Origin of the sequence: Novosphingobium kalidii, assembly GCF_040534015.1 — a bacterium.
Lineage (GTDB): Bacteria > Pseudomonadota > Alphaproteobacteria > Sphingomonadales > Sphingomonadaceae > Novosphingobium > Novosphingobium kalidii.
Genome location: NZ_JBEWLY010000013.1, coordinates 339,700 through 363,626, shown reverse-complemented (window position 1 = coordinate 363,626; position 23,927 = coordinate 339,700). Strand labels below are relative to the sequence as shown.

The window sequence follows — 23,927 nt, the reverse complement described above, 5'->3', positions numbered from 1 at the left end:
TTCAGCGCCGGTGAGTTGGCGAACAGCCAGCCCGAAAAAATCTTGTGCCACGCCAGCGGTTCTTGCGGCGTCGCGCGATCCTCTACGAAGACCTGCACGAACGCGCCCTCATCCTCGGGCTTCTCCCAAGGCAGAGTGCGCTCGCAGGAAGCGAGCTTCAGGACAACGTTGCCCACCCGGCGAGTCTCGCCCGGCTTCATCGTGATATCCTGCGTGAGGTTGTTGCGCTTGTTGAGTAGCCCCAAAGTGGCCACCCGGTCCTTCAGGGGCGTGCCGTAATTTCCCTGAGCTGCGGCAGGAATGGCAGCCTTGCTGCCAGTCTGCGCGATGGCTTTGGGAATGCCGGTCTCCTGCGCTACCGGCTCCGGCTCGTTGTTGTTGCAGCCACCAAGCAAGAGCAGCAGCGCCGCTGGTGCAGCTAGAGCGACGGCCTTCAACGAAGCAGCCTCAGGCGTCCGGCGACCAGGCTTCGTAGTCGCCCGTCGCGCGTGCGCGCTTGCCACCACGCTGCAGCGCGCCTTGCGGAAGGTAAGCCTCACCGGTGCCCGTCGCATTCGGTGTGTAGTCCACCTCCCAGATGCGCGGCGGCGGCAAGTGGCTTTCGGGCACGCCATCAAAGCTATGGTGCAGCCAACCGTGCCATTCAGCGGGCACATGGCTGGCATCGTTGCTGCCGGAGTACATGACCCAGCGCCGTTCGTAGCCCTGCGTCGTCCTCTGCTTGGTCGAGCGGTAGTACTTGTTGCCCGCCGAGTCCGTGCCGACGTGCTCACCGTGCCGCCAGCTCCACAGCGACGTACCGATCGTCGCGCCGTCCCACCAGGTGAAAATCTTCGAGAGGATGCCCATGATGCCGAGGGCGTTAGCGCCCTTCTCCTCCCGTGCCAAGCGGATTGCCACCTGCTGCGCTTGCCTGAGGCAGGGTCCAGCTGACCTTGTCCCCCGGCTTGATGCCGAGTCCAGCCGCGCGCCCGCCGTTCAGCTCCAGTACCCCGCTCGCCAGCCCTTCCGCCGGCAGCGGCGTCAGATCGTAAGGCAGGCCCTGCACGATATTGAGAACGCGCCCGTCGGTTCCGATGTAGATGATATCGAGCGGAATAACCGTGTTCTTCATCCAGAACGACGGCTGGCGCGGCGTCTTTTCAGGAAAAAGCATGCCCTCGTTCGGGCCCATTTCGGTACGGAACATCAGACCGCGCGCCTGCTGCTCGGGCGAGGAAGCAACCTCTACGCGAAAGTTGTGCCTTCCCGTCTCGCTGCTGACGGCCAGGTCGATCACCGGCAGCCTGGACACCGGATGCACCGCGTCCGCTTGTGTGACCGCAGCCGCAGCCGAACTGCTGTCCAGCGCGCCCGAAGAGCAGCCGCCCAGCGCGAGAGCCAGTGCCAGGATCGTCGATGTCACTCGCAAATGTCGTCTCCCATCGGCGGTACGGCTTCAGAACCGAGGCCCACTTCAGAATCGAACTGGGCTTCTGCCGTGGCCAGATCGGTCGCTTCCACGATTTGGCGCGCATTGTCGAGCGTGTGCCCGGCGCGCAGCATCGCCGCGATCTGCTTTTCGCGTCGTGCCCTGTCAGGCAGCGGATCGCCCCAGGGGCCGAATTTGCGCCGCCGCGCGAGCATCAGTGCAGCGCGGCGGGCTTGTGCCGCGTCCGGCGTCACGTCCGCGCGCACATCTTCCTCGACGCCCGCCGCTCGAAGCGCATCGCCCACGCGCCGCCCGCCATAGCCGCGCCGCAACAGGCTCTCGCTCTTCATTCTGGCGAAGGCAGCGTCATCGACGTAGCCTGCCTCGGCAAAGCGCCGCGACAGCGCCTCCACGTCGGGCGAGCCATCCCCTTCCCAGCCGCGCTCACGCAGCTTGCGAGCGAGATACGCGCCCAGTTTCGCACGCGTGGTGGCAAAGCGCGCGACGTAGGCGAGCGCCAGCTCCTCCAGCTTAGCAGCCGTCAGCGGCGGGGGTTTGCGACGGGTCTGTGGCATTCTGCCCTATTCGTGCCACACTCGCCTCAGATTGAGGAGAGGCGTTGAAAAGGCGCGGGAGAGAGTTGTTTCGTACTGGCAAAAACCCGGATAAGGGGCCGCGAAACCGCAGAAAAAACGTATAACAGCACAAGGTCTTTGCAATGAACGCCACCATCAGACTGGTGCCGGAAGTGACGGAGCAGACGCTGCTCCCGACGCCCAACGAGGACGTTTTGCCGCGCCGCATGGCGGATTTCGGCACCTTCGGCGAGGCGCTCGACTATGCTGCGCAAGGCGTCCGCGGCCTCAACTTCCACGATCCGCGCGGCGTCCTGACGCTTCCCTATTCCTTTGCCGAGTTGCGCGAGGATGCGCTGGCGGCAGCGTATGAACTTATTGCCCGCGGCTTTGTTCCTGGCGATCGGCTCGCGCTGATTGCCGAGACCGGACCTGAATTCGCGGCGGTGTTTTGCGGCGCGGTCTACGCTGGCGTCTGGCCCGTTCCCCTGCCCCTGCCGACCAGCTTCGGCGGCAAGGAGAATTACATCGAGCAGCTCGCAGTGCAGCTCGCCAGCGCGGACCCGAAGATGTTGGTCGGCCCTGCGGAGATCGCCGAGATGACTGCCGCAGCAGCGGTGCGTCAGGGGTGCGAGCACGCGAACTGGAACGACTTTACGCAGGCCGGCGCAGCGCCGTGCGACTTGCCGCAGACGGACCCCGAAGACATCTGTTATCTGCAGTATTCGTCGGGTTCCACACGCTTCCCGCACGGTGTGGCGGTGACGCACCGCTCGCTGCTATCCAATCTCGCCAGCCATAGCCACGCCATGAAGCTGGAGCCCACCGACCGGTGCATCTCCTGGCTGCCATGGTACCATGACATGGGGCTGGTCGGCTGCTTCCTTTCGCTGATCGCCAACCAGGTCTCGGGCGACTACCTCAAGACCGAAGACTTCGCGCGTCGTCCCTTGGCGTGGCTGGACCTCATCACGCGCAACGAAGGCAGTACGATCTCGTACTCGCCGACGTTCGGCTATGACATCTGTGCCCGCCGGATTTCCAGCCAGACAGCGGTGTCCGACCGATTCGACCTTTCGCGCTGGCGGCTCGCCGGCAACGGCGCGGACATGATCCGGCCGGACGTGATGCAGAACTTCGTCAACGCCTTTGCGGATGCAGGCTTTAAGGCCAGCGCCTTTCTGCCCAGCTACGGCCTGGCCGAAGCGACGCTCGCCGTCACTGTCATGCCCCCGGGCGAAGGCATCCGCGTCGAACTGGTGGAGGAAGAGCGCCTTTCGGGATCGCCGCGCGACCTCTCGCGCCCCGCCCGCTATCGCGCGATCGTCAATTGCGGCAAGCCTGTGCGCGACATGGAAGTCGTTATCCGCGGTGAGAGCGGGCAGATTCTGGGTGGTCACCAGATCGGCAAAGTCTGGTGCCGCGGTACCAGCGTCATGCACTCCTATTTCCGTGATCCCGAAGCCACCGAAGCCTGCATGGTCGACGGCTGGCTGGACACCGGCGACATGGGCTACATGGCAAACGGCTATCTGTTCATCGTCGGCCGGGCGAAGGACATGATCATCATTAACGGCAAGAACCACTGGCCCCAGGACATCGAGTGGGCGGTGGAGCAGCTGCCGGGCTTCAACCACGGCGACATTGCTGCCTTTTCCATCGAGATGGAGAACGGCGAGGAAACGCCTGCCGTGCTCGTCCATTGCCGGGTGTCGGACCCGGTCAAGCGGCTGGAGCTGCGCGACCAGATCCGTGACAAGGTCCGCTCCATCACCGGTATGAACTGCGTGATCGAGCTGGTTCCGCCCAAGAGCCTGCCGCGCACCAGCTCAGGCAAGCTCAGCCGCGCCAAAGCCAAGAAGCTCTATCTTTCGGGGGAGATAGCGCCGTTCGAACTGGCGGCCTGATCTACTTCTCTCCGGGCGTGAACCACCTCTGCCGCCAGCCATAGACGGATGCGACCGGTTGACCGGTCGCATCCCGGGCTGGGCGAAAGCGGAATCGTTTGGTGGCAAGCTCGCACGTGATGCGGTCCGCTTCAGGGGCGCGGCTGGGACGCAGCACGCGGCAATCGCTCACCCGCCCCTCGGCGCTGACGGTCAGGGCGACAGTGACTGAGCTACCAAGCCTGAGATCACGCGTCGCTCGCGGGTAATCGCGTGCCGAAACGATATCACCGGCGATCTTGACCGGTTTTGCAGCGCCGCCGCCGCTCCCCGTTCCCGAGCCCGCTGCACCGGCACCCGTACCCTGCCCTTCTCCGCCCGCACCGGTACCAGGTCCGCTGTCGCTCGCTCCCGCATCATCGTCCGTGCCAGTGCCTGCCACTGACGGCGCGGGATCACGGGCCAGCACCACCTTGGGAGTGGGCGCCGCGACCTCTCGCGGTCTTGCGGTCTTCCCGGGCGACGCTGCGGCGCCTTCTTCCTGCTCGGGTGCAGGACGCGGGGTTGGCTGAACCGAAGGCTCCGGGAGAGGCGCGGTGATGATAACATCGAATGCTCGAACGACCGGCCGCACCGCGTCCGCAGCGAGATCCGGTGCGAAAGCGCGGATCAGCCCTGCCACGACCGCAAGGTGAAGGACTGCCACGAACAAGGCGACGCCCAGGCGCGTAAGTCGCGGCGGCTTCAACTCGGCATTGACCATGGCACGATTCATATAGTGCGCGGTCGTCACGTTTGTTAGAAGTTGCGCCAGGCGGGTGCAAAGGCCGCATCGACAGGGAGAGAAGCGCATGAATCAAGCGCAGGACGCGCAGTTTCGCCTCGTGCACGAGGATACCATCCTCGAAAGCTTCGTTGAGCATCCCGCAGGCGGGGGCCCTCACCCGGCCGTTCTGATGTTTCCGGGCGCGACGGGCGCTGCCGAAACGTTCCGCCGCACCGCGCGTGAACTGGCCGACCTCGGGTATTTGGCCATCGGCATCGACATGTATGGCGTGGATGCAGACATCAGCACGCCTGAAGCCGCTGGCGTGCACTTCGCCGCCTTGCTCAATGCGCCCGACCGCTTGCGCAGCCGCGTCGTTGCGTGGTTCGAAGCAACGCGCGACCGACCAGACGTCGATGCTGCCCGAGTGGCAGCGATCGGATACTGCTTCGGCGGCAAGTGCGTGCTCGAACTGGCGCGCAGCGGTGCGGATGTGCGCTGCGTCACCAGCTTCCACGGCTTGCTCCAGACGCACGCACCGGCGCAGCCCGGCGCCGTCGCGGCGCGCGTTGCCGTATGGTCCGGCGGACGCGATCCGTTCGCCCCGGTGGGGGATCTCGACGCCCTTCGCCGGGAGTTCGATACCGCCGGCGTCGATTATCATGCGACGCTGTTCGCTCAGGCCGAGCATTCCTTCACTGACCCGGATCACGACGGACTGAAGCCCGGAATTGCCTATGATCCCTTGTCGCACCGCCTCTCTTGGGCAGCGACGCTCGTCCTGCTGGATCACTGCCTGAGGTGATGGACGGACAGCCAGGCCGCCTCTGCCCTTCCCGTGGCCGGAACGAAAGTTCAGGATTGTGAAAGGCTGGTGGTTCGGTTACAAACTTGGCGTCAGCAAGAGCTGATGAGACGAAGCCACGAAAAGCGGCTCGCGAAAACAGGGAGAGGCCGGGTATTTTAACTGCCCAGAATTGCGCTTTTCGCAGGGGCAGTACTTCACAAAAACAATAAGACAAGAATCGGTCGCAACCGAATGACGCACTGCGTCCGCGAGAGAATGCTTGGGAGGAAAGATAGATGACTAACAGGGCTTGGAAGTCTTTACTGGGCGCAGGCGTCGCCATGAGCAGCGTGGCCGTAAGCATGCCGGCCGTGGCGCAGGACGGCGGCGACATCGTGGTGACTGCCCGCCGCACTGAGGAACGTCTGCAGGACGTTCCCATCTCCATCACGGTGTTCAATCAGGATCAGCTCCAGAAGCGCAACATCGCCGTTGCCTCGGATCTGGCTGTCTATACCCCATCGCTTTCCGTAAACACGCGTTACGGTCCGGAGAAGGCGACCTTCGCCATCCGTGGCTTTAACCAGGACGCGGCAGCAGCTCCCACCGTGGGCGTCTATTTCGCTGACGTGGTCGGCGTGCGCGCGCAAGGCGGCACGGCCAGCGGCAGCAACGTCGGCGCGGGCTCATTCACCGACCTGCAGAACGTCCAGGTCCTGAAGGGGCCACAAGGAACGCTGTTCGGACGCAACACCACTGGCGGCGCCGTCCTGCTCGTCCCGCAGAGGCCGACCGACTACCTCGAAGGCTATGTTGAGGGGACTTACGGCAACTATGACCAGAAGCGCGTCCAGGCTGCGCTCAACATTCCGCTGGCGGAAACCTTCAAGGTTCGTCTGGCGCTTGACCGCAACAAGCGGGACGGCTTCATGCGCAATCGGTCCGGTGTCGGACCTGACGACTATAACGACGTCGATTACACGTACGGCCGCATCAGCATCATCGGCAATCTCACGCCCGATATTGAAAACTACACGGTCGCCACCTACAGCCACTCCAGCACGAATGGCTACGCCACCCGGTACGAGGGATGCGATCGGAACCCAGGCGATCCGCGGACGATCAATCCGGCGACCGGCTCAGCTTTCCCCATCAGCCGCTACTACAGCTCGTTGGCCGCTTGTGACCAGATCGACCGGCAGGCCGCTCGTGGCGACGGCCCCCTCGACGTCGAGGTCAGCAATCCCAATCCGGGTATCAAGATCGATATCTGGCAGGTGATCAACACCACCACGTGGCAAGTCAGCGACACGCTAACGATCAAGAACACGGCGAGCTATGGCGAGTATCGCGAGAAGGCGGCATTCACGCTCTACAGTGACAACTTCTTCGTGCCCGACACCCCGGTAACCCGGTTCTACCAGGCTCGTGGTGGGCCAGCACCGGGCTCGCGGTTCACCAACATCCGCCTGGGCACGCAGCCTGGCTACGATGCGGCGGCGGGCTCGACCACGACCGAGGAACTGCAACTGCAGGGCCGCTCGGGCGATGGCTCCTTCAACTATGTGGTCGGCGGATACCTGGAGTTCAGCCGGCCGCTCGGTTGGAACCAGCAGCGCACCGGCATTTACGGTAACTGCGTCGATCCGGGCACTCTTGATTGCGTGGGTGGTATACCGGTCAGCACGACGACACCGTTCCCAGCGGCAATCATCTCTGAATCCCGGACACAATATAGCTTCGACAACCACGGCATTTTCGCGCAGGGCACCTACAACTTCACAGAGCGACTTGCGCTGACATTGGGCGGGCGCTGGACCTTCGACAAGATCAGTGGCGTTGGAGAAGGCAACCGCTACACGTACTTCACCAGCCCTGCCCTGGGCGGCACGCGACTGGTGAATCGCGTCTGTAACGACAACCTCAACCACCCAGGCCCCGGTGCGCCGAACGCCACTCCTGACAACACCGTCAATCTGCTGACCAATGGTGGCGACGTCAGCGCTTGCCGTACGGAGATTACCGCGAAAACGAGTCGGCCGACCTGGCTGATCGACGTGGACTTCAAGCCAACGCCGGATACGCTGCTATATGCCAAGTACGCGCGCGGCTATCGTCAGGGTGCGGTGAACTTCACCAATCCCGGCCTGGAAGTCGTTGGGCCGGAAAAGGTGGAGTCGTTCGAAATCGGCGCCAAGCTCACGTTCCGCGGCGCAGTGCCGGGGTACTTCAACGCAGCGGCATTTTATAACGACTTCTCCGACCAGCAGATCTTCGGCGAGCTGGTAGCCAAGCAGAGCAGTGGCCTGTCAGGTGGTGCGGCGCTGATCAACGCGGGCAAGTCGGTCATCAAGGGTGTCGAGGTCGACACCGGCATCACCGCGTTTGAACTTCTGCGGCTCGGCGTCAACTACACCTATCTCGACACGGAGATCAAAGAACTGGTCACCCCGACACTCAGTCCCGACAGCCCGTTCGAACGAATCATCCCGCGTGGCTCTGTCGGTAGCCCGCTCACCTACTCGCCCAAGCACCGTGTCGCCGTTTCGGGGGACCTCTCAATCCCGGTGAACGAAAGCCTTGGTGAGGTCACGTTGGGCGCAATCTTCACGCACCAATCCTCGCAGATCGTGGATGGCAACATTTCGGTTCCGCAGTTCAGCTTGCTGAATCTCAACGCCACTTGGAACAACGTTGGCGGCAGCGGCATCGACGTGGTCGGCTTCGCGACCAACATCACCGACGAGCGCTACCGCGTCACGACTGGCGGCGGTTTCCAAAGCTATGGCATCCGCGACTTCGCCTATGGTCCACCGCGGATCTACGGTGTGCGCGTTCGCTACAACTTCGGCCGCTAAGCTGCATTGAATAAAGGCCCGCACAGATAAACCGTGCGGGCCGAAACACCGGCCACCGAGCCGACCTCAGGCCACGCCCAACAGGGCGTGGCTTTCGTGTCTCATCACCGCCTTGCCGAGGCGATCGGTGAACTGGACCGTGATATCCGGCGCGACCCGGCGCGTGATGGACCAGAGATAAAAGCCATAGATCGGCGCTTCCCGATATTCCGCCCAGGCCGCTTCGTCTTCGGGCATGTCCAGCCCATGCCCCCGCATCAGCGACAGGTACTCGCGCAGCAAGCGCCGCTCCTCATGTTCGGCCACTTCGGTCGGCAGCACGGCGTTCAAGTGATAAGCGACGTCGAGCGCCCAGCCACCGCGCTGGAGCAGCTGCCAGTCGATCACGCCCGCGCCCTCGGCGGTGCGGAAGATGTTGCCGGCGTGGGCGTCCCCGTGGATCATGAACTGCCGCCGCTCGCTGTCGCGCGCGGCGAGTGCCTTCATCGCCGTGCCGAGCCGCGCGGCGCTACGCACCTCGGGAGGCAAATTATCGCCGCGGGGGCCGTTCAGCAGTTCCTGCAGCATCTCTGGCGTGACGTAGGTCATCTGCGCAAGCTGCGCCGCACGCGGCTGGATCCAGTCGGCACCATCCAGAAACGCGCTGTTGGCGTGCAGCTTCGACAGCTGCGTAAGGCTAAGCAGCGCATCGTCAGCCGTGAACGGCTCCAGCGCCGAGCAGAACCGCGCACCGTCGACGATCAGGTCACGCATGATGATGACGGACTGTTGCCCTTCGCGGTCGATCACGGCCGCCACGCACTCGGGCACACGCATATCCGGGACGGTGGGCGCGACCTTGCAGTAGAAGTCCGCTTCCAGCACGCAGGTCGGCCCTCCGCGCGCGGTCATCTCGTCGACGTCCAGCAGTCCCTTGAGGCAGAAGCCGTGCCTCGCGTCCGACCCGGAGAACGTCACGGCGAACCGCACCTTGGTGGCCACGGTGCGAATGACCTCAACCTGCTCCACCGATGTGACGGCCTGCCCGCCTGAGACTTCCGCCAGCGCCGCGCTCAACCAGCCGGGATCGAGCGCTTCCTCCAGCGTCCTGGGGACGGCGACCTGTGGCTGTGTTGGACGGTGGCGCATGGTCGTGCCTGGCATGTTTCTCCCTCTCGTTTCGCTCGCAAGAGCGCTTGACCCAATTCGCTATTTCGTTCCATGCTTCGCCATATAGAATTCTACACGACAAAGAAGCGCCATTGCGAGCGCCCGATTTGGACGAGGGACGAGAAGAGGCATGGGCAGACCGCTGGAAGGCATCAAAGTCGTCGAAGTCGCCATGTGGGCCTTCGTGCCTGCTTGCGGTGGCATGCTGGCGGACATGGGCGCTGACGTCATCAAGATCGAGCCGCCCGCCGGCGACCCCTTGCGTGGGCTGCAGATCGGCAACACGGACACAGGCTCCGGCCGCCGCATCGACTACTCGTGGGAGAGCTACAACCGCGGCAAGCGCTCCATCACTCTCGACCTCAAGCAGGCAACCGGACGTGAGGTGCTGTGGAAGTTGCTGGAAGACGCGGATGTCTTCCTCACTAACCTGCTTCCTCGCGCGCGCCGCGCCATGGAGATCGACGCGGACTCGATCCGCAGCCGCTTCCCCAGCATCATCTACGCCAGCGGCAGCGGCGTCGGCCCAGCCGGCCCGGAAATGGAAAAGGGCGGGTACGACGCCATCACCTTCTGGGCTCGCGGCGGCATTTCCTCCTCGCTGACCGATCCCGACGCGCCGCATCCCGTGGGCCCTCCGGGACCGGCCTTTGGCGACACGCTATCAGGCTCGATGCTGGCAGGCGGCATCTGCGCCGCGATCGCCAAGCGCGCACTGACCGGCGAGGCGAGCGAAGTCGATGTCTCCCTGCTCGGCACGGCGATGTGGTCGATGCAGCGTTACATCTGCCAGGCCACCGCCGACGGCATCGATCGCTTCCCCAAGCCCCCTGCCGACAAGCCGAACAACGTGCTCGTCAGCAATTACCGCACCTCTGACGGGCGGTTCCTTGCGCTGTGCATGTTGCAAGCGGACAAATACTGGGGGCCGCTGATGCTGGCCGCCGGACGCGAGGACCTTGCCAGCGATCCGCGCTTCATCGACGCAAAAGCGCGCCGTGAAAACCTCGACGCCTGCTATGCCGAAGTGAAGGCCATGTTCGCCAGCCGCACCCTGGCCGAATGGAAGGATATCCTCGCGCGACAGGAGGGTCAGTGGGATGTCGTGCAGAACGTCGGCGAAATGAAGGACGACGTGCAGGTCCAGGCGAACGGCTATCTCAAACAAGTCGATTACGGCGACGGCTCGACGATCCCGATGGTGAGCGTCCCCATGCTGTTCGGCAAGCAGGCCCTGCCCTCCAAGCGATCGCCCGAGCTAGGCGCCGACAGCGACGCGATCCTCGCAGGGCTGGGGTATGACGAAGACGCCATCATCGATCTCAAGGTCCAGGGGGTCGTCTTCTGATGAGCGATGCGGCCAAGGAGACCAACACAGCGCCCCCGCCGCGAAAGCTGCCGCTGCTGGAACCGGATAGCGCGTTCTACTGGACCGCGGGCGCGCAGGGGCGGATGCTCATCCAGCGCTGTACGCCGTGCAGCACCTGGCAGCACCCGCCCCTGCCCCGCTGCGCCCGGTGCGGCAGCGAGGACGTAGCGCCGCAGCCGGTCTCGGGCAAAGGCCGCGTCGCCAGCTACACGATCAATCGCGAGCGCTGGGCGCCGGGACTGGAAGTGCCCTTCATCTTCGGCGTCGTGGAGCTTGAAGAGCAGGCGGAACTCTACGTCTTCACCAACGTCCTCGCGCCGGTCGAAACCGTGCATATCGGCATGGCCGTCGAAGTCGCGTTCGAGCAGCACGAGGACGTCTGGCTGCCGATGTTCCGCCCGAGCGCGCCGGCATGACGGCCTATCCTGAGAAGCTGTGCGCCATCACTGGCGCGGGCCAGTCGGAAGTCGGGCGCCCCTCAACCCGCAGTGCGTTGCAGCTCACCGCCGACGCCTGCCTCGAAGCGATCGCCGATGCCGGGCTCAAGCCCTGCGACATCGACGGCATCGCCACGTACCCCGGCAAGTCCTCTGAAGGGGGCGGCATCGCGCCGGTCAGCCCTTCGGAAGCCGCGGCCGTTCTGGGTATCGACCCCAGGTGGATTCTCGCCTCGGCCGAGGGGTTCAGCCACATGGCGCCGATCTTCAACGCCATCAACGCCATCGCCTGCGGCTTCGCCCGCCATGTGATCGTGTTCCGCTCGGTCGCGCAGGCGCAGGCGCGCCTCCAGTCCCGCACCTCGACGCTGATGGCGGGCAGCCGCAATCGCGTGGACGGCAACAACGCCTGGACCGTTCCGTTCAACGCGCTCTCTCCGATCAACACCTTCGCGCTCTACGCCCAAGCTTACTTCGAGAAGTACGGCGCCAATGAAGAGCAACTCGGCGCCATCGCGGTCAACAATCGCGCCAACGCGATGCACAACCCCAATGCGGTCTATCGCAAGCCGCTGAGCCTCGACGATTACCTCGCCAGCCGGGTGATCTCCTCGCCACTGCGGCTCTACGACTGCGATTCGCACATCGATGGGTCGACAGCGATCGTCGTCTCCAGCCTTGATGCGGCTAAGGATCTCAGGAACCCGCCTCTGCAGTTCGAATCCATCGGGATGTCCATCGGCGGCTTGTGGGTCGGCAAGTTCGAAGGGGATTTCACCCATCTTGCGGCAGACAAGGCGGGCGAGATGCTCTGGTCGCGCACCGATCTGAAGCCAGCCGACATGGACTGCGCACAGATCTATGACGGGTTCTCGATCCACGTCTGGATGTGGATGGAAGCGCTCGGACTGGTTCCTCGGGGCGAGGCCTGCCGCTTTGTGGAGGGCGGATCGAGGATCGCTCTCAACGGCGACCTGCCGCTCAATACCGGCGGCGGACAACTCTCCGCCGGACGCTTCCACGGCTATGGGCACATCCACGAGGCGACAGTCCAACTCTGGGGCCGCGGCGAAGGTCGGCAGGTCCAGGATGCCCGCACCTGCATCGTTTCGAATGGGGGCTACGGTTACGGCGCAATGATCCTGCACCGCGACTAGCCGCGTCGCTCCTGAGCCGATCTCCTTGACTAAATCATTCAGAACTGCGATACTAAATTCACTATTTAGAATTACATAAAAAGATGGAGTTGGGGAGATGAGTGAAGCAGATCCGGCCATCAAGGGTGCTGGCGCAAGCGAATGGACCCTGGGCCCCATCTTCGATGCGGACGCTCACATCGATCCGCCGCACGACATGTGGAAGAGCTATCTTCCCTCGCACCTGAAAGATCGCGCGCCGTATATCGAGCACGCCGAGGAAGGCGACTTCATCGTGTTTGAGGGCAATCGTCGCCCGTTCATGATGATCAACAACCAGGCGGGGCGCGAGGGCAAGAACTTCAAGATGCAGGGCCGCCTGGCGGATCAGCGCAAGGTGTGGGAGCCCGCGCAACGCCTGGCCGACATGGATGCGGACGGTATGGATGCCGCGCTCCTGTTCGGCGGCGGCCCACTAGGCACCACCGACAACGAACTCTACATGGCGAGCTACGAGGCTTATCAGAACTGGGTGCTGGACTTCTGCTCCGCCGCGCCCGACCGCCTGTTCCCCGTCGGTTACGTGCCCATGCGCGACATTGACGAGACGTGCGAGCATGTGGCGCGCCTGGCCAAGAAGGGCTTCCGCGCCATCAACCTTCCCGCATTCCCGCAGAACAAGAATGCCTGGGAGACCTCTTCCGGCATCAAGAACCTGAAAGAAGGACAAGTCTCGGCCCTGACCGGAGACCCGAAGGGCGCGCTGCAGTACTCGGACCCGGCGTTCGACAAGCTGTGGAAGACGGTGTGCGACCATAACGTCATCATCACCTTCCACCTGGGCGCTCGCGTGCCGCGCTTCGGCCAAAAGGAGTACTTCCTGGCGGACATGCCGATGAGCAAGCTGGCCATGGCAGAGCCGATCGGCATCTTCATCTACAACGCCATCTTCGACCGCTTCCCCGATCTTCGCATCGGCTCGATGGAAAGCGGCGTGGGCTGGTTCGCCTGGTTCGCCGAATACAACGACCGCACCTGGGAGAAGCAGCGCTTCTGGACGGAGTGCCCGATCAAGAACCCGCCGAGCTACTACATGGACACGAACGTGTTCGGCTCGTTCATTCAGGACCGCACCGGCATTCTCACTCGCAACTTGCCGGGTGGCAAGAACATCATGTGGTCATCGGACTATCCGCACTCGGAAACGACTTTCCCGAAATCGCGCGAGATCATCCTGCGTGACTTCGCCGGCGTGCCTGACGACGAGATCAAGGATATCATCAATAACAATGCACGGAATCTGCTCGGCCTCTCCTGAGGCCGGGAACGACACGATAGAAAAATAAGAATATAGCCGAGGGAGACGGCGTGGCGACAATTTCGGACATCCCGGCGCGCAGTGGCGCCGGCTCATCACGCATAGGTGGCACAGCTATTTTCACGCTGCTGCTGCTCGCTGCGGCGAACTTGCTCAACTATCTGGATCGCTACATCGTCTCGATCCTGGCAGAGGCCATCAAGGCCGACCTGAGGCTGGACGACGCGCAACTCGGCTTTTTGCTCGGAACCGCGTTCGCGATCTTCTACTCCATCGTCGGCATCGCGATGGGCGGCATCGCCGACCGGCTCAGCCGCAAGAAGGTGATGGCGTTCGGCTTGACCTTGTGGTCCGTCATGACCGCGCTCGGCGGCGCGGCAACCAGCTTCGCCGGGCTTGCGGCGGCCCGCATCGGCGTGGGCGTGGGCGAGGCTGCGGCGAACCCGTGCTCGCACTCGCTGCTGTCGGACGTGTTCCCTCCTCGAAATCGCGCGCTTGCGCTCGGCGTCTACCTCGCAGGCACGTTCCTGGGAGGCGCGCTGGCCATGGCCGTGGGCGGCTATTTCCTCGAGCATTGGTCGACGTCGATGTGCACCGCGATACCGATCGCGGGCGCATGCGATCTGGCGGCTTGGAAGGCGGCGCTGATCTGCGTGGGCTTGCCCGGCATTCCTCTTGCGCTCCTGCTGCTTACCATTCGTGAGCCGGCGCGGGCCAAGCCGGTGGCGACAGGCTCCAGCAGTATCATCATCCGCGAGTTCTCGGCAGCTCTGCCGCCCTTCACTCTGTGGACCGTAATGCGGGAAGGCGGACGCCCCGCGCTTGGCCGCAATGTGCGCGCGCTTGCCATCGTGGCGGTCGCAGCCGCGCTCCTCGTCACCCTTACCGGCGACTATGCGCAGTGGATCGCTTTTGGCGTGGGAACGTATGTCGTTGTAACCTGGGGCCAGATTCAGGCCCTTCGCGATCGGCCGCTGTTCGCGCTTACCTTTGGCGACCGCACTTTCGTCTATGCCATGACCGCCACGGCCTTGATCGCCTGCGTCGGCGGCGCGGTCAACGTTTGGGCCGCACCTTTCGCCATGCGGACATACGCCATGGACGCCAGCGAATTGGGCGCGAGCCTTGGCATCATCCACACGCTTGGCGCGATCCTAGGGGTAATCAGCGGCGGGTGGCTGGCAGACGCCTGGAAGCAGCGGGACGCACGCGCGCCGCTCGGCTTGGCGGCGATTTCAATCTGCGGCTCGCTGGTCACGGTGCCGATCATGCTGCTCGCGACCGACATCACTGTGTTCTTAGCGGCTTACGCGGCGGTCAGCCTGGTCGGCGCGATGTGGAGCGGCGCAATCGCAGCGCTGGTTCAGGACCTCGTCCTGCCGCGCATGCGGGGCTCCGCTGCGGCATGCTACTCCCTGATCGCGATCGTGGTGGCTTCGGGCACCGGCCCTTACTGGGCTGGCAAGGTGAGCGCCGTCACCGGATCGCTCACCGCCGGGATGCTGAGCCTGCTCGTGCTCGCGCCGATTGCCTTGGTATTCCTCTGGCTCGCTTCGCGCCGGCTCCCGCATGAGACTCCCGAGGGTCGCCTCGCTATGGCCCGTGCGGCAGGCGAACCGGCAGAGGGATAACGACGCGGCTCCCCAGACCTGAGCGCACATGACGCTCAGGTCTGGGGAGATCAGGCGACTTTCAGCCGCTTCGCCATCGTCTGTGCGTCCATCATCGGGGTGCCCCGCAAGTGCCCCAGGCGCACACCAGTGCAAGTCATCTTGAACTGGGCGAAATCCTCGTACCACTCCAGCCCGGCCGCGCATTTACCGCTGACCTCCTCCCACAGCATCACCGTCTCGTCGTGCGAGCCCATGCCTTCCAGCGGGGCTCCGTATGCCGAGTTCGGCCCGTGCATGGTCTCGCTCAGCACGCAGAACCAGGCGAGATCGTGCAATGCGCCGCCGAGCGAGGGCTGCTCCCAGTCCATGACTGCCACGACTTCGAATGCATCGTCGAACATCATGTTGCCGATGCGCGCGTCGCCCCAGACCAGCCCCTCCAACTGACACTCGGGCCAATCTGCCTCCAGCCGCGCCAAAGCAGCGCGCAGGATCGGCTGCGGTTCGACTTCTTCCAGCCACGCCACGAAGCGACGGTACTTGTCCCATTCTTGTGCCAGCCCTTGGCGAGCGCCGTCCGGCCCTTCCAGAAACTTCAGGCCGTCGAGGGGAATCTTCTGGATCAGCGCCAACTGGGTGACGGCACTGCGCCACAGCGTCCTGCGCTGCTCAGGTGTGGCCTCCGCCAGCCAGCCACTGCGGGCATAAGGAGGGATGCTGACCGGCACGCGGCCCTGCTTCTTTTCCATGATGAAGAACGGCTTCCCCAGCACGCCCGCGTCCGGCTCCAGCCAGAGCGGCCGCGCCACGCGCACCCGGCCATCGTCGGCCAGGGCCTTCATGATGCGGTACTGCTCTTCGAAGAGGTTGTCGGGGAAGACCGTGAACTTCTCTGGCCTGATGCGCAGCACGCAGCCCTGCGAGCGGTTCTCGGCGTTTTCGCGCCAATGGGCGTCGAACAGGATCGTCTCGTGCGACTGCCCGGCGCCTCTGGGATACGCGAGGTTCTCAAGCCTGAGATCGCGCGCCTCCGACATCCGGCTCTCCAGCCAGGCTTTAAGGTCGCGCGAGAGATCTTCCAGGTCCCGCGTCTCCGGAGCAACGATCACGTCGGACATAGTGGCACTCCCCAACCTATTGTTTTTCGCTATGTCGAATTTATTTTCGACTTAGGGCATGGGATACGTGTGTGCCGCAGCGCGGTCAAGCGCGGGAAAGCGGGGCGAAAGTGCGTCAGTCTTCCTCGGCGCTCAAGCGTCCGGAGAGAAAGTCGGAGACGCGCTGACAGGCGGCGGTCAGCCGCTCACCGGCTGCTCGCACCTCTCCCCCTTGTTGAACGTCCCGGAAGCCTGCCATCAACAGCGAGATCGAAACTCTGTCTCTTGCGTCGTAAATCGGGGCCATGATCGCCGCGAGGGGGTAACGCGCCTCATCCTCGAACGTAAGCAAGGGCGCTACCGGCGGATCATCGGTGGCGCTGCGCAGCGTACTGGAGGCGCTGCTAAAGACCGGATCGATACCGGCCGCGCGTGTCAGCGGGAGATAGCCGTGTTCGCAGACGAACTGCATGCCGGACTCAAGGAGCTGGCGCCTTCCCTCGTCTGCCGCGGGAATGTTGCGGTCCAGCCAGGACATCGCCTCTTTCGGCGCTTTGGCGAAAAACACAATTGCCTGCACGGTGGTGAGCGGCATTCGAATGCCAAGCGGCACCGGATAGCCCACGTGGTTGGCCGATGCCGCCCGCTCACGCAGATGCATCATGTCCCCTTCAAGGAAGTAGGCGCCGCAAACCACGTCGAACTCATCCGCTATGCTGCGCATCTCGGGCTGAGCCACCTGCAACGGGGAGAAATGCTCGGCCGCCGTGTGACCGATCGCGGCCAGAGCAGGCCCAAGCACATAAGTCTTGTCGCCTGTACGGTAGAGATAGCCCACATCGACAAGGCCGGTCAGCAAGGCGTGACACGTCGCGCGGCTCAGCTTGAGCGCACGCACCAGGTCAGTCAGCGCGAACGCCTGTCCGGGATGATCGGCAATGAAGTTCAGAATGGCGGCGACGCGGCGCACACCTGGGGAAGACCGCGACATATAATCTTTCGCAATTTCGAACCGGGGGTAAGTCGTTGCTTTCGGTGCGTCAATACCGCCTCGGCATTGCCCACAGGCGGGCGGCTACAGAGCAAGGCTGCCAGCTCAATGGCGGCCCAGCTCCTGTGCGATCATCTCTGCAAGCTCTCGGCGGGCCACCTTGTTGCTGGCAAGAAGAGGCACGTTCTCACGCGCGATCGCGACGTAGGCACGAGGGACCTTGTAGCTGGACAGCCGCTGGCGCAGCGTTGCCTCAATCATGGCGAAGTCGAGTTCGACCCCGTCTCGCGGAACGACCGCGGCCACCAGAAGCTGCCCCCTGTCTTCATCCGGCAGCCCCAAAACGTAGGCGTTATGGACGCCATCGAGCGACTGCATCTCCATTTCGACTTCGGCTGGAGAGACGTTCGAGCCCATCGTCTTGATCATATCGCCGTTGCGGCCGACGAAGTGGATCCGCCGCCCCTGCGGACGGTCCTCGATCTCGCACAAGTCGCCGGTCTTGAAGTATCCGTCGGCGGTATAGTAGCCCTCGCGCTCTAGTTTGTGCAGGCCGCTGGCAACGGGATAGCCGCGTAGCTGCATCTCGCCCACTTGCCCGCTTCCCAGCGGCTGGTCGTCCTCATCGGCGATGCGCACCTCGTAGCCGGGCGCGATATGGTCCATCGGCGCGCAGACGGGGCGTCCCGGCGCGCGGAAATCGTCGCCGTAGGAATAAGGCCCAAGCGTTTCGCTCATCCCCAGGCCCCACCAGGGCTTGGGCGCCTTCGACATCAGCGCGAGATCATCGTCGGAGAGAACCGAGCCGAACGCCATGCGGCTGTTGTTCAGCGTCCGCTCCGTGCAGATGGTGGGCGCCCCCACCTCCCAGTTCGGCACGAGCCACATCATCATGCCGCCAATCCAAAACATCGGCATCATCGCCTGCGATTCCTTGCCGCGCTGGGGCCCGAGCATGTCCGCTAGGTAGTGGCTGCGGAAAAGCACGGGACCGTGATTGTGCTTCACGCCCTTAGGCAGCGCCATGGAGCCGGACGTGTAGATCTCCACCAGCTGGTCGGTGGTGTGCACTTCGCTTTCGACTTCGCGCAGCAGCTCGTCGCTAACGCTTTGCGCGGCTTGCTCGATGAAATCCATGGTGCGGAACGTCGGCGGCAGATTGTCACCGTGCGAGACGATCCAGCGCAAGTACGGCGCCCGCGCGATGCGCAAGTCCGACCCGGTGCCTTCGGAAAGTTCCGGCAGCGCCTCGCAGAGACGCTCGACGTAGTCCTTGCCCAGAAGCTCGCGCTGAACATAAAGCCCATGCACATCGGACTGCCGCAACACCCGGACCAGTTCGTTGGCGCGGATCATTGTGCTGATCGGAATGGCGATGGCGCCGATCCGCGCGGCAGCGGCGAACCACACCGCGAAACGGGGTCCATTGCCACAGATGAAGCCAATGCGGCTTCCCTTGCCCACTCCCAGCGCCAGCAATCCACGAGCGATCAGCGCCGATCGCGCGTCCAGTTCAGCGTACGTGGCCGACTCGTTCGGGATCGACGCCTCACGCAGCACTATGGCGGTCTCATCGCCATAGGCTGCAGCGGCAGCACGCACCAGTTGCGGGAATGTCTTGGCCTGTCGGGGATCGCTCGACACGGCGGGCTCCTGGCTCACGGGTTCCATCCTCTCTGTCTCTTCAGACGGCCGTCTTGCAAAGCCCTCGACACGCGAAGGGCCCGCTCGCATGTTTGCGATGCGCGCTATGCTGACCTGCTCGACGCGAGGAGTAGACTCGCCATTCGCCATTGCAAACAATTTATCGCATTTGAGAATGGCTTCACGCCCGCTCAGCTCTCGGCAAAGGCATACGGCTGAGATGGCCGGCGGTAATCGTCCGCGAGGATCTCCCGACCGATGGGCGGCGCGGATCGCGCCTCGCATTCCGCACGGTGGCACAAGCGGCAGGTCACGCCAATCGGCGTCGGGGGGCGCTGCTCCTCCGCTTGCGCGTAAACAAGCCGAGGAGCTTCCTCTGCCGCACAGCCAAGAGCGATCGCTCGCAGCGTGCGCCCACGTCCATGGCTTCCGCCGCCAGCGCTGACGGTGCGTGCGATCGAGAAGAAGCGCTGGCCGTCGGGAAGTTCAAGCCACTGCGTCGTCACTTCGCCGGGGCGGCGAAACACCTTGTGCACCGTCCACAGCGGACAGCCCCCCCCATGCGCCGCGAAAGGAAAGCCGGCACCATCCAGCCGCTTCGACACATTGCCGGCCTCGTCGACGCGCAGGAAGAAGAACGGCACGCCTTCATGTCCCGGCCGCTGCAAAGTCGTCAGCCGGTGGGCCACTTGCTCGAAGCTGGTGCCGAACACGCCCGCGATGGCCTCCACATCGTAGCGGCGGGATTCCACGGTCCGCGCGAAACGGTCGTACGGCATCAGCAGCGCAGCGGCGGCATAGGCGGCCAGCCCGCGCCGAACCAGGGTCTCGGCGGTTTTGCTGGTGAAGGCCTCCTCCCGCAGGACTTGCCCGATCTCGGTCCGCAAGCTGGAATAGGCGATGTGCAGCGCCAACTGGAAGGCGCGGCTTTCGGCCCGGAGCGTGTCGGCAATCAGCAGTTGCTGGTTGTGGCGGTCGAACCGGCGCAGCGCATCGACAAGCACGTCGGGCGGCAGGAAGCGCACCCGCACGCCTTTTTTGGCAAGGTATCGCGTCATGCCGCCTTCGGTGTCGATCTGCGCCGCAAGGTCCTCTGCACGACGATCGAGCAAGTCTATGTAGTTGCGGCGGGCGGCCAGAAACCGTTGAGCCTCGGCCACGGGGTCTTGCCCATCCGCCTCGCCCACGCCAGCGCTCCGTTCGGCAAGCGCCTGCTGTTCTCGCGTATATGCGCCGTGCAGCCGCAAGAGCGCTTCCGAGACGCCGGGAAAGCTGGTGGCGAGATCCGACACCTCGAGCGAGGGCAAGTCGATGTCCGAGAAGATCGGATCGCGCAGCACGTCGGCAATCCGGCGGGCGTAGTTCTCCCCGTCCTCGCTGGCGAGATCGGACACGTCCAGCCGGTACGTGCGTGCCAGCCGCAAGAGCAAGTCCGCCGTGACCGGGCGCTGGTTGCGCTCCAGCAACGCGATGTACGAAGGCGAGATGCCGAGATCATCGGCCATCGTCTGCTGTGTCAGCCCCAGCTCGCGGCGGAGGCGGCGCAAACGGGGACCGAGGTAAAGGGGGCGGGTTCCTGCCATGACACACACCTTTGTCATGTCTCCACAACTTTACAAGGAACTTCTGTAAAGTTTGACACGCCGACTCCGTGGGCGGTTCTACCCCCATCAGCGGTCGCATAGGTCTCCAGCACGCACTTCATCAACTTGAGGATCTGACGTGACCTACCAGCAGACCATCGCCGAAGCCGGCGCGACCATCGGCACCGAACCCACCTGGAACGGGATCGAAGCGGAATCGGTGGCTCGCATGCGCCTGCAGAACCGGTTCCGCACCGGCCTCGACATCGCCAAGTACACCGCCAAGGTGATGCGCGCTGACATGGCCGCTTATGACACCGATCCCGCCAATTACACCCAGTCACTGGGCTGCTGGCACGGCTTCATCGGTCAGCAGAAGCTGATCAGCATCAAGAAGCACTTCGGCACCACCAAGGGCCGCTACCTCTACCTTTCGGGCTGGATGGTCGCCGCGCTCCGCTCGGAGTTCGGCCCCCTGCCCGACCAGTCGATGCACGAGAAGACCTCGGTTCCCGCGCTGGTCGAAGAGCTCTACACCTTCCTTAAGCAGGCCGATGCTCGCGAACTCGGCGGCCTGTTCCGCGAACTCGACAAGGCTCGCGAAGCTGGCGATGAGATGGAAGCCAAGCGCCTCGAGCACGCCATCGACAACTACGAGACCCACGTCGTTCCGATCATCGCCGACATCGACGCCGGCTTCGGCAACGCCGAGGCGACCTACCTGCTCGCCAAGAAGTTCATCGAAGCGGGCGCCTGCTGCCTGCAGATCGAGAACCAGGTCTCGGACGAAAAGCAGTGCGGCCACCAGGACGGCAAGGTCACTGTCCCGCACGAGGACTTCATCGCCAAGATCCGCGCCATCCGCTACGCGTTCATGGAAATGGGCGTCGACGATGGCCTGATCGTCGCCCGCACGGACTCGCTCGGCGCCGGCCTCACCAAGCAGATCGCGTTCACCCGTGAAGCGGGTGACATCGGCGACCAGTACAACGCCTTCCTCGACTGCGAGGAAGTCTCCAGCGTCGGCCACGGCGAAGTGCTGATCAGCCGCAACGGCAAGCTGATGAAGCCCAAGCGCCTGCCTTCGAACCTCTACCAGTTCCGTTCCGGCACCGGCGAGGACCGCTGCGTGCTCGACTGCATCGAATCGCTGCAGAAAGGAGCCGACTTGCTCTGGATCGAGACCGAGAAGCCCCACATCGGCCAGATCGGCGGCATGGTGAACCGCATTCGCGAAGTGATCCCCAACGCGAAGCTGGTCTACAACAATTCGCCGTCGTTCAATTGGACGCTGAACTTCCGCCAGCAGGTGTTCGACACGTGGCAGGAGGCCGGCAAGGACGTCTCCGCTTATGATCGTACCAAGCTGATGAGCGTGGACTACGACGGCACCGAGCTGGCCGACGAAGCCGACGAGCGCATCCGCACCTTCCAGAAGGACGCGGCGCGCGAAGCCGGCATCTTCCACCACCTCATCACCCTGCCGACTTACCACACCGCCGCGCTGTCGACCGACAACCTGGCCAAGGAGTACTTCGGCGAAGCGGGCATGCTTGGCTACGTCAAGGGCGTGCAGCGCCAGGAGATCCGCCAGGGCATCGCCTGCGTCCGCCACCAGAACATGGCCGGATCGGACATCGGCGACGATCACAAGGAATACTTCGCAGGCGAAGCCGCGCTGAAGGCCGGCGGCGCTCACAACACGATGAATCAGTTCGCCGCCTGATCTCGACGGTGGGCGGCGAACGATACCGGCGCCGCCCCGCCACGGACCACGCGGTGCTTCCCGCGCGTTAAAGAAAGGAAACGTGCTATGACCGATATGGCCACTCAGACCGAACCGAGCCGTGCCCGCGCGGTGCTTTCGAACGAGGACTTCAAGCTTCTGCAGGAAGCAGTCCTGTTCTATCTCAAGGCCCACGAGGACGATCCGATCTCGTCCAAGTTTTCCAATCTCTATCACCGCCTCGGCAGCGCGATCCGACGCTGAGCGAGAGGCGACCGAGCGAGCTGGCTCGGCATCAAGCAAAACAGTTTCCTGGGGAGGAAAGCCGCGGCCCGTCGTGCACCAGCACGGCGGGTCGTTTTGCATGTCTCGCCCTTAGGGTCACGCTTGCAGCAAACAAGCGGCGCGGGCGTTTGTATCCTCGCATCCGCGCATGACGGTGATGGATGCGGAACAGGCAGAGTGCTGACAATGCAGACCCCTCCCGCGCCGGTTACGGCCCACATAAACGCGATCGGCACGGCATTACCGCCTAACGATGTTCACGCGGCCTTTCGCGGCCTGATCGATCACATGCTCCCAGGCAAGCGCGAACGCGCGGTGTATGAGCGCATGGCAAAGCGCTCGGCCATCGAGAGCCGCTACTCTTTCGTGGAGGCGCTCGTCTCCGAAGAAGGCGCCGTCAGCGACAGCGAAGGCATCTACACCCGGGGCAAGTTCGCCAGCACCGCACGCCGTATGGAGCTCTATGAGCGCTGGGCTCCGGAGCTCGCGCTTCAGGCGATCGACCAATTGGACGACGACATCGGAAGGCAAGGGATCACTCATGTCGTGGTCGCGAGTTGCACCGGCTTCGTGGCTCCGGGCCTTGACCAAATTCTGATCCGCCGGACCGGCATAGACCCTTCGGCCGAGCGCACGCTGGTCGGCTTCATGGGCTGCTACGCCGCCGTCAATGCATTGCGCCTCGCCCATCATCTGGTGCGATCGACTCCGGAAGCGCGCGTGCTGGTGGTGAACGTGGAGCTTTGCACATTGCACCTTCAGGAAACCACGGAAGTCGACAAGTTGCTGGCAATGCTGCTGTTCAGCGACGGGGCAACAGCCGCCCTCGTCACCGCGGAGCCCAAGGGCATCGCCCTCAACGACTTCAGAGCCGCCGCCATACCCGGTTCGGACGACCTCATCACGTGGCGGATTGGCGATCAGGGCTTCGCCATGCACCTCGACGGGCAGGTGCCGATCCGCATCTCGGAGGCACTCGCGATCGAGCGCAGCCGCAATGACGACACGGGCATACTGCGCGGGCAATCCTGCGCGGACTATGACCTGTGGGCCGTGCATGCAGGCGGGCGGTCGATCCTTGACGCTGTGGAGCGTGGCCTGGAGCTGCCTGAAAATGCGCTGGAGCCCTCACGCACGGTGCTGCGGGAATGCGGCAATATGTCGTCCGCGACCTTGATGTTCGTGCTTGCGCGGATGATGGCGGCGCGCAAGGAAGGCGATGGTGCGCGGCCGGGCCTTGCCATGGCGTTCGGACCCGGCCTCGCCGCCGAGACATTCCGCTTCAGCTTGCTCTGA

General features: G+C 63.9%; 20 protein-coding genes and 1 pseudogene. 11 read left to right on the top strand and 10 right to left on the bottom strand.

Annotation, left to right across the window (positions count from 1 at the left end; translation table 11 throughout):
• Positions 1 to 17: 17 nt before the first annotated feature.
• The 4 genes and pseudogenes from ABVV53_RS08505 to ABVV53_RS08490 all read right to left on the bottom strand — a co-directional run.
• Positions 18 to 200, bottom strand: a pseudogene (locus ABVV53_RS08505) (DUF2155 domain-containing protein); the annotation flags it as partial.
• A gap of 247 nt (positions 201 to 447) precedes the next feature.
• Positions 448 to 849 carry an NADH:ubiquinone oxidoreductase subunit NDUFA12 gene (locus ABVV53_RS08500; protein ID WP_353984216.1) on the bottom strand — a complete coding sequence of 134 codons (402 nt, stop codon included), beginning with the start codon at positions 847 to 849 and terminating at the stop codon, positions 448 to 450.
• A gap of 13 nt (positions 850 to 862) precedes the next feature.
• A complete protein-coding gene (locus tag ABVV53_RS08495; RefSeq protein WP_353983953.1) occupies positions 863 to 1,405 on the bottom strand; it encodes a DUF192 domain-containing protein in 543 nt (180 codons plus the stop codon).
• Entirely contained in the window at positions 1,402 to 1,986 is a 585-nt protein-coding gene (locus tag ABVV53_RS08490) for a regulatory protein RecX (RefSeq protein ID WP_353983952.1), read from the bottom strand. Before ABVV53_RS08490 ends, ABVV53_RS08495 begins: the two co-directional genes overlap by 4 nt.
• A 143-nt stretch (positions 1,987 to 2,129) precedes the next feature.
• Here ABVV53_RS08490 and ABVV53_RS08485 point away from each other — a divergent pair, with 143 nt between their 5' ends.
• Complete coding sequence (locus tag ABVV53_RS08485; RefSeq protein ID WP_353983951.1) at positions 2,130 to 3,893, top strand: fatty acyl-AMP ligase; 1,764 nt, start codon at positions 2,130 to 2,132, stop codon at positions 3,891 to 3,893.
• A 1-nt stretch (position 3,894) separates the two neighbouring features.
• Here the strand turns inward: ABVV53_RS08485 and ABVV53_RS08480 are convergent, their stop codons facing one another.
• Positions 3,895 to 4,635, bottom strand: coding sequence for a TonB family protein (locus tag ABVV53_RS08480; RefSeq protein WP_353983950.1), 741 nt, complete (start codon positions 4,633 to 4,635; stop codon positions 3,895 to 3,897).
• Positions 4,636 to 4,723: 88 nt separating this feature from the next.
• Here ABVV53_RS08480 and ABVV53_RS08475 point away from each other — a divergent pair, with 88 nt between their 5' ends.
• Positions 4,724 to 5,443 carry a dienelactone hydrolase family protein gene (locus tag ABVV53_RS08475; protein WP_353983949.1) on the top strand — a complete coding sequence of 240 codons (720 nt, stop codon included), beginning with the start codon at positions 4,724 to 4,726 and terminating at the stop codon, positions 5,441 to 5,443.
• A 278-nt stretch (positions 5,444 to 5,721) separates the two neighbouring features.
• Positions 5,722 to 8,283: a TonB-dependent receptor gene (locus ABVV53_RS08470; RefSeq protein WP_353983948.1), complete on the top strand. Its 2,562-nt coding sequence runs from the start codon at positions 5,722 to 5,724 to the stop codon at positions 8,281 to 8,283.
• Between the two features lie 66 nt (positions 8,284 to 8,349).
• Here the strand turns inward: ABVV53_RS08470 and ABVV53_RS08465 are convergent, their stop codons facing one another.
• Positions 8,350 to 9,426, bottom strand: a complete 1,077-nt coding sequence (locus tag ABVV53_RS08465; protein WP_353983947.1) for a phosphotransferase family protein — start codon at positions 9,424 to 9,426, stop codon at positions 8,350 to 8,352.
• Between the two features lie 136 nt (positions 9,427 to 9,562).
• Between ABVV53_RS08465 and ABVV53_RS08460 the strand changes: the two genes are divergently transcribed.
• From ABVV53_RS08460 to ABVV53_RS08440, 5 genes are all read left to right on the top strand, one after another.
• Positions 9,563 to 10,780: a CaiB/BaiF CoA transferase family protein gene (locus ABVV53_RS08460; RefSeq protein ID WP_353983946.1), complete on the top strand. Its 1,218-nt coding sequence runs from the start codon at positions 9,563 to 9,565 to the stop codon at positions 10,778 to 10,780.
• Positions 10,780 to 11,217, top strand: coding sequence for a Zn-ribbon domain-containing OB-fold protein (locus tag ABVV53_RS08455; protein ID WP_353983945.1), 438 nt, complete (start codon positions 10,780 to 10,782; stop codon positions 11,215 to 11,217). Before ABVV53_RS08460 ends, ABVV53_RS08455 begins: the two co-directional genes overlap by 1 nt.
• Entirely contained in the window at positions 11,214 to 12,395 is a 1,182-nt protein-coding gene (locus ABVV53_RS08450; protein ID WP_353983944.1) for a thiolase family protein, read from the top strand. Before ABVV53_RS08455 ends, ABVV53_RS08450 begins: the two co-directional genes overlap by 4 nt.
• Positions 12,396 to 12,492: 97 nt before the next feature.
• Complete coding sequence (locus tag ABVV53_RS08445) at positions 12,493 to 13,692, top strand: amidohydrolase family protein (RefSeq protein WP_353983943.1); 1,200 nt, start codon at positions 12,493 to 12,495, stop codon at positions 13,690 to 13,692.
• Positions 13,693 to 13,742: 50 nt separating this feature from the next.
• A complete protein-coding gene (locus ABVV53_RS08440) occupies positions 13,743 to 15,323 on the top strand; it encodes an MFS transporter (protein WP_353983942.1) in 1,581 nt (526 codons plus the stop codon).
• A 50-nt stretch (positions 15,324 to 15,373) separates the two neighbouring features.
• On the opposite strand, the gene ABVV53_RS08435 is transcribed toward ABVV53_RS08440, so the two are convergent.
• From ABVV53_RS08435 to ABVV53_RS08420, 4 genes are all read right to left on the bottom strand, one after another.
• On the bottom strand, positions 15,374 to 16,423 hold the full coding sequence (locus ABVV53_RS08435; RefSeq protein WP_353983941.1) for a phosphotransferase family protein: 1,050 nt from the start codon (positions 16,421 to 16,423) through the stop codon (positions 15,374 to 15,376).
• A 115-nt stretch (positions 16,424 to 16,538) separates the two neighbouring features.
• Positions 16,539 to 17,393 (bottom strand): helix-turn-helix domain-containing protein, encoded by an 855-nt coding sequence (locus ABVV53_RS08430; RefSeq protein WP_353983940.1) that lies wholly within the window; start codon positions 17,391 to 17,393, stop codon positions 16,539 to 16,541.
• Positions 17,394 to 17,498: 105 nt separating this feature from the next.
• On the bottom strand, positions 17,499 to 19,055 hold the full coding sequence (locus ABVV53_RS08425) for a class I adenylate-forming enzyme family protein (protein WP_353983939.1): 1,557 nt from the start codon (positions 19,053 to 19,055) through the stop codon (positions 17,499 to 17,501).
• A gap of 173 nt (positions 19,056 to 19,228) precedes the next feature.
• Positions 19,229 to 20,620: a helix-turn-helix domain-containing protein gene (locus tag ABVV53_RS08420; protein WP_353983938.1), complete on the bottom strand. Its 1,392-nt coding sequence runs from the start codon at positions 20,618 to 20,620 to the stop codon at positions 19,229 to 19,231.
• A 139-nt stretch (positions 20,621 to 20,759) separates the two neighbouring features.
• Here ABVV53_RS08420 and ABVV53_RS08415 point away from each other — a divergent pair, with 139 nt between their 5' ends.
• The 3 genes from ABVV53_RS08415 (at position 20,760) to ABVV53_RS08405 (ending at position 23,927) form a co-directional block, all read left to right on the top strand.
• Positions 20,760 to 22,346 (top strand): isocitrate lyase, encoded by a 1,587-nt coding sequence (locus tag ABVV53_RS08415; RefSeq protein ID WP_353983937.1) that lies wholly within the window; start codon positions 20,760 to 20,762, stop codon positions 22,344 to 22,346.
• An 87-nt stretch (positions 22,347 to 22,433) separates the two neighbouring features.
• Positions 22,434 to 22,610 (top strand): hypothetical protein, encoded by a 177-nt coding sequence (locus tag ABVV53_RS08410; RefSeq protein ID WP_353984234.1) that lies wholly within the window; start codon positions 22,434 to 22,436, stop codon positions 22,608 to 22,610.
• A 207-nt stretch (positions 22,611 to 22,817) separates the two neighbouring features.
• Positions 22,818 to 23,927 (top strand): type III polyketide synthase, encoded by a 1,110-nt coding sequence (locus ABVV53_RS08405; RefSeq protein ID WP_353983936.1) that lies wholly within the window; start codon positions 22,818 to 22,820, stop codon positions 23,925 to 23,927.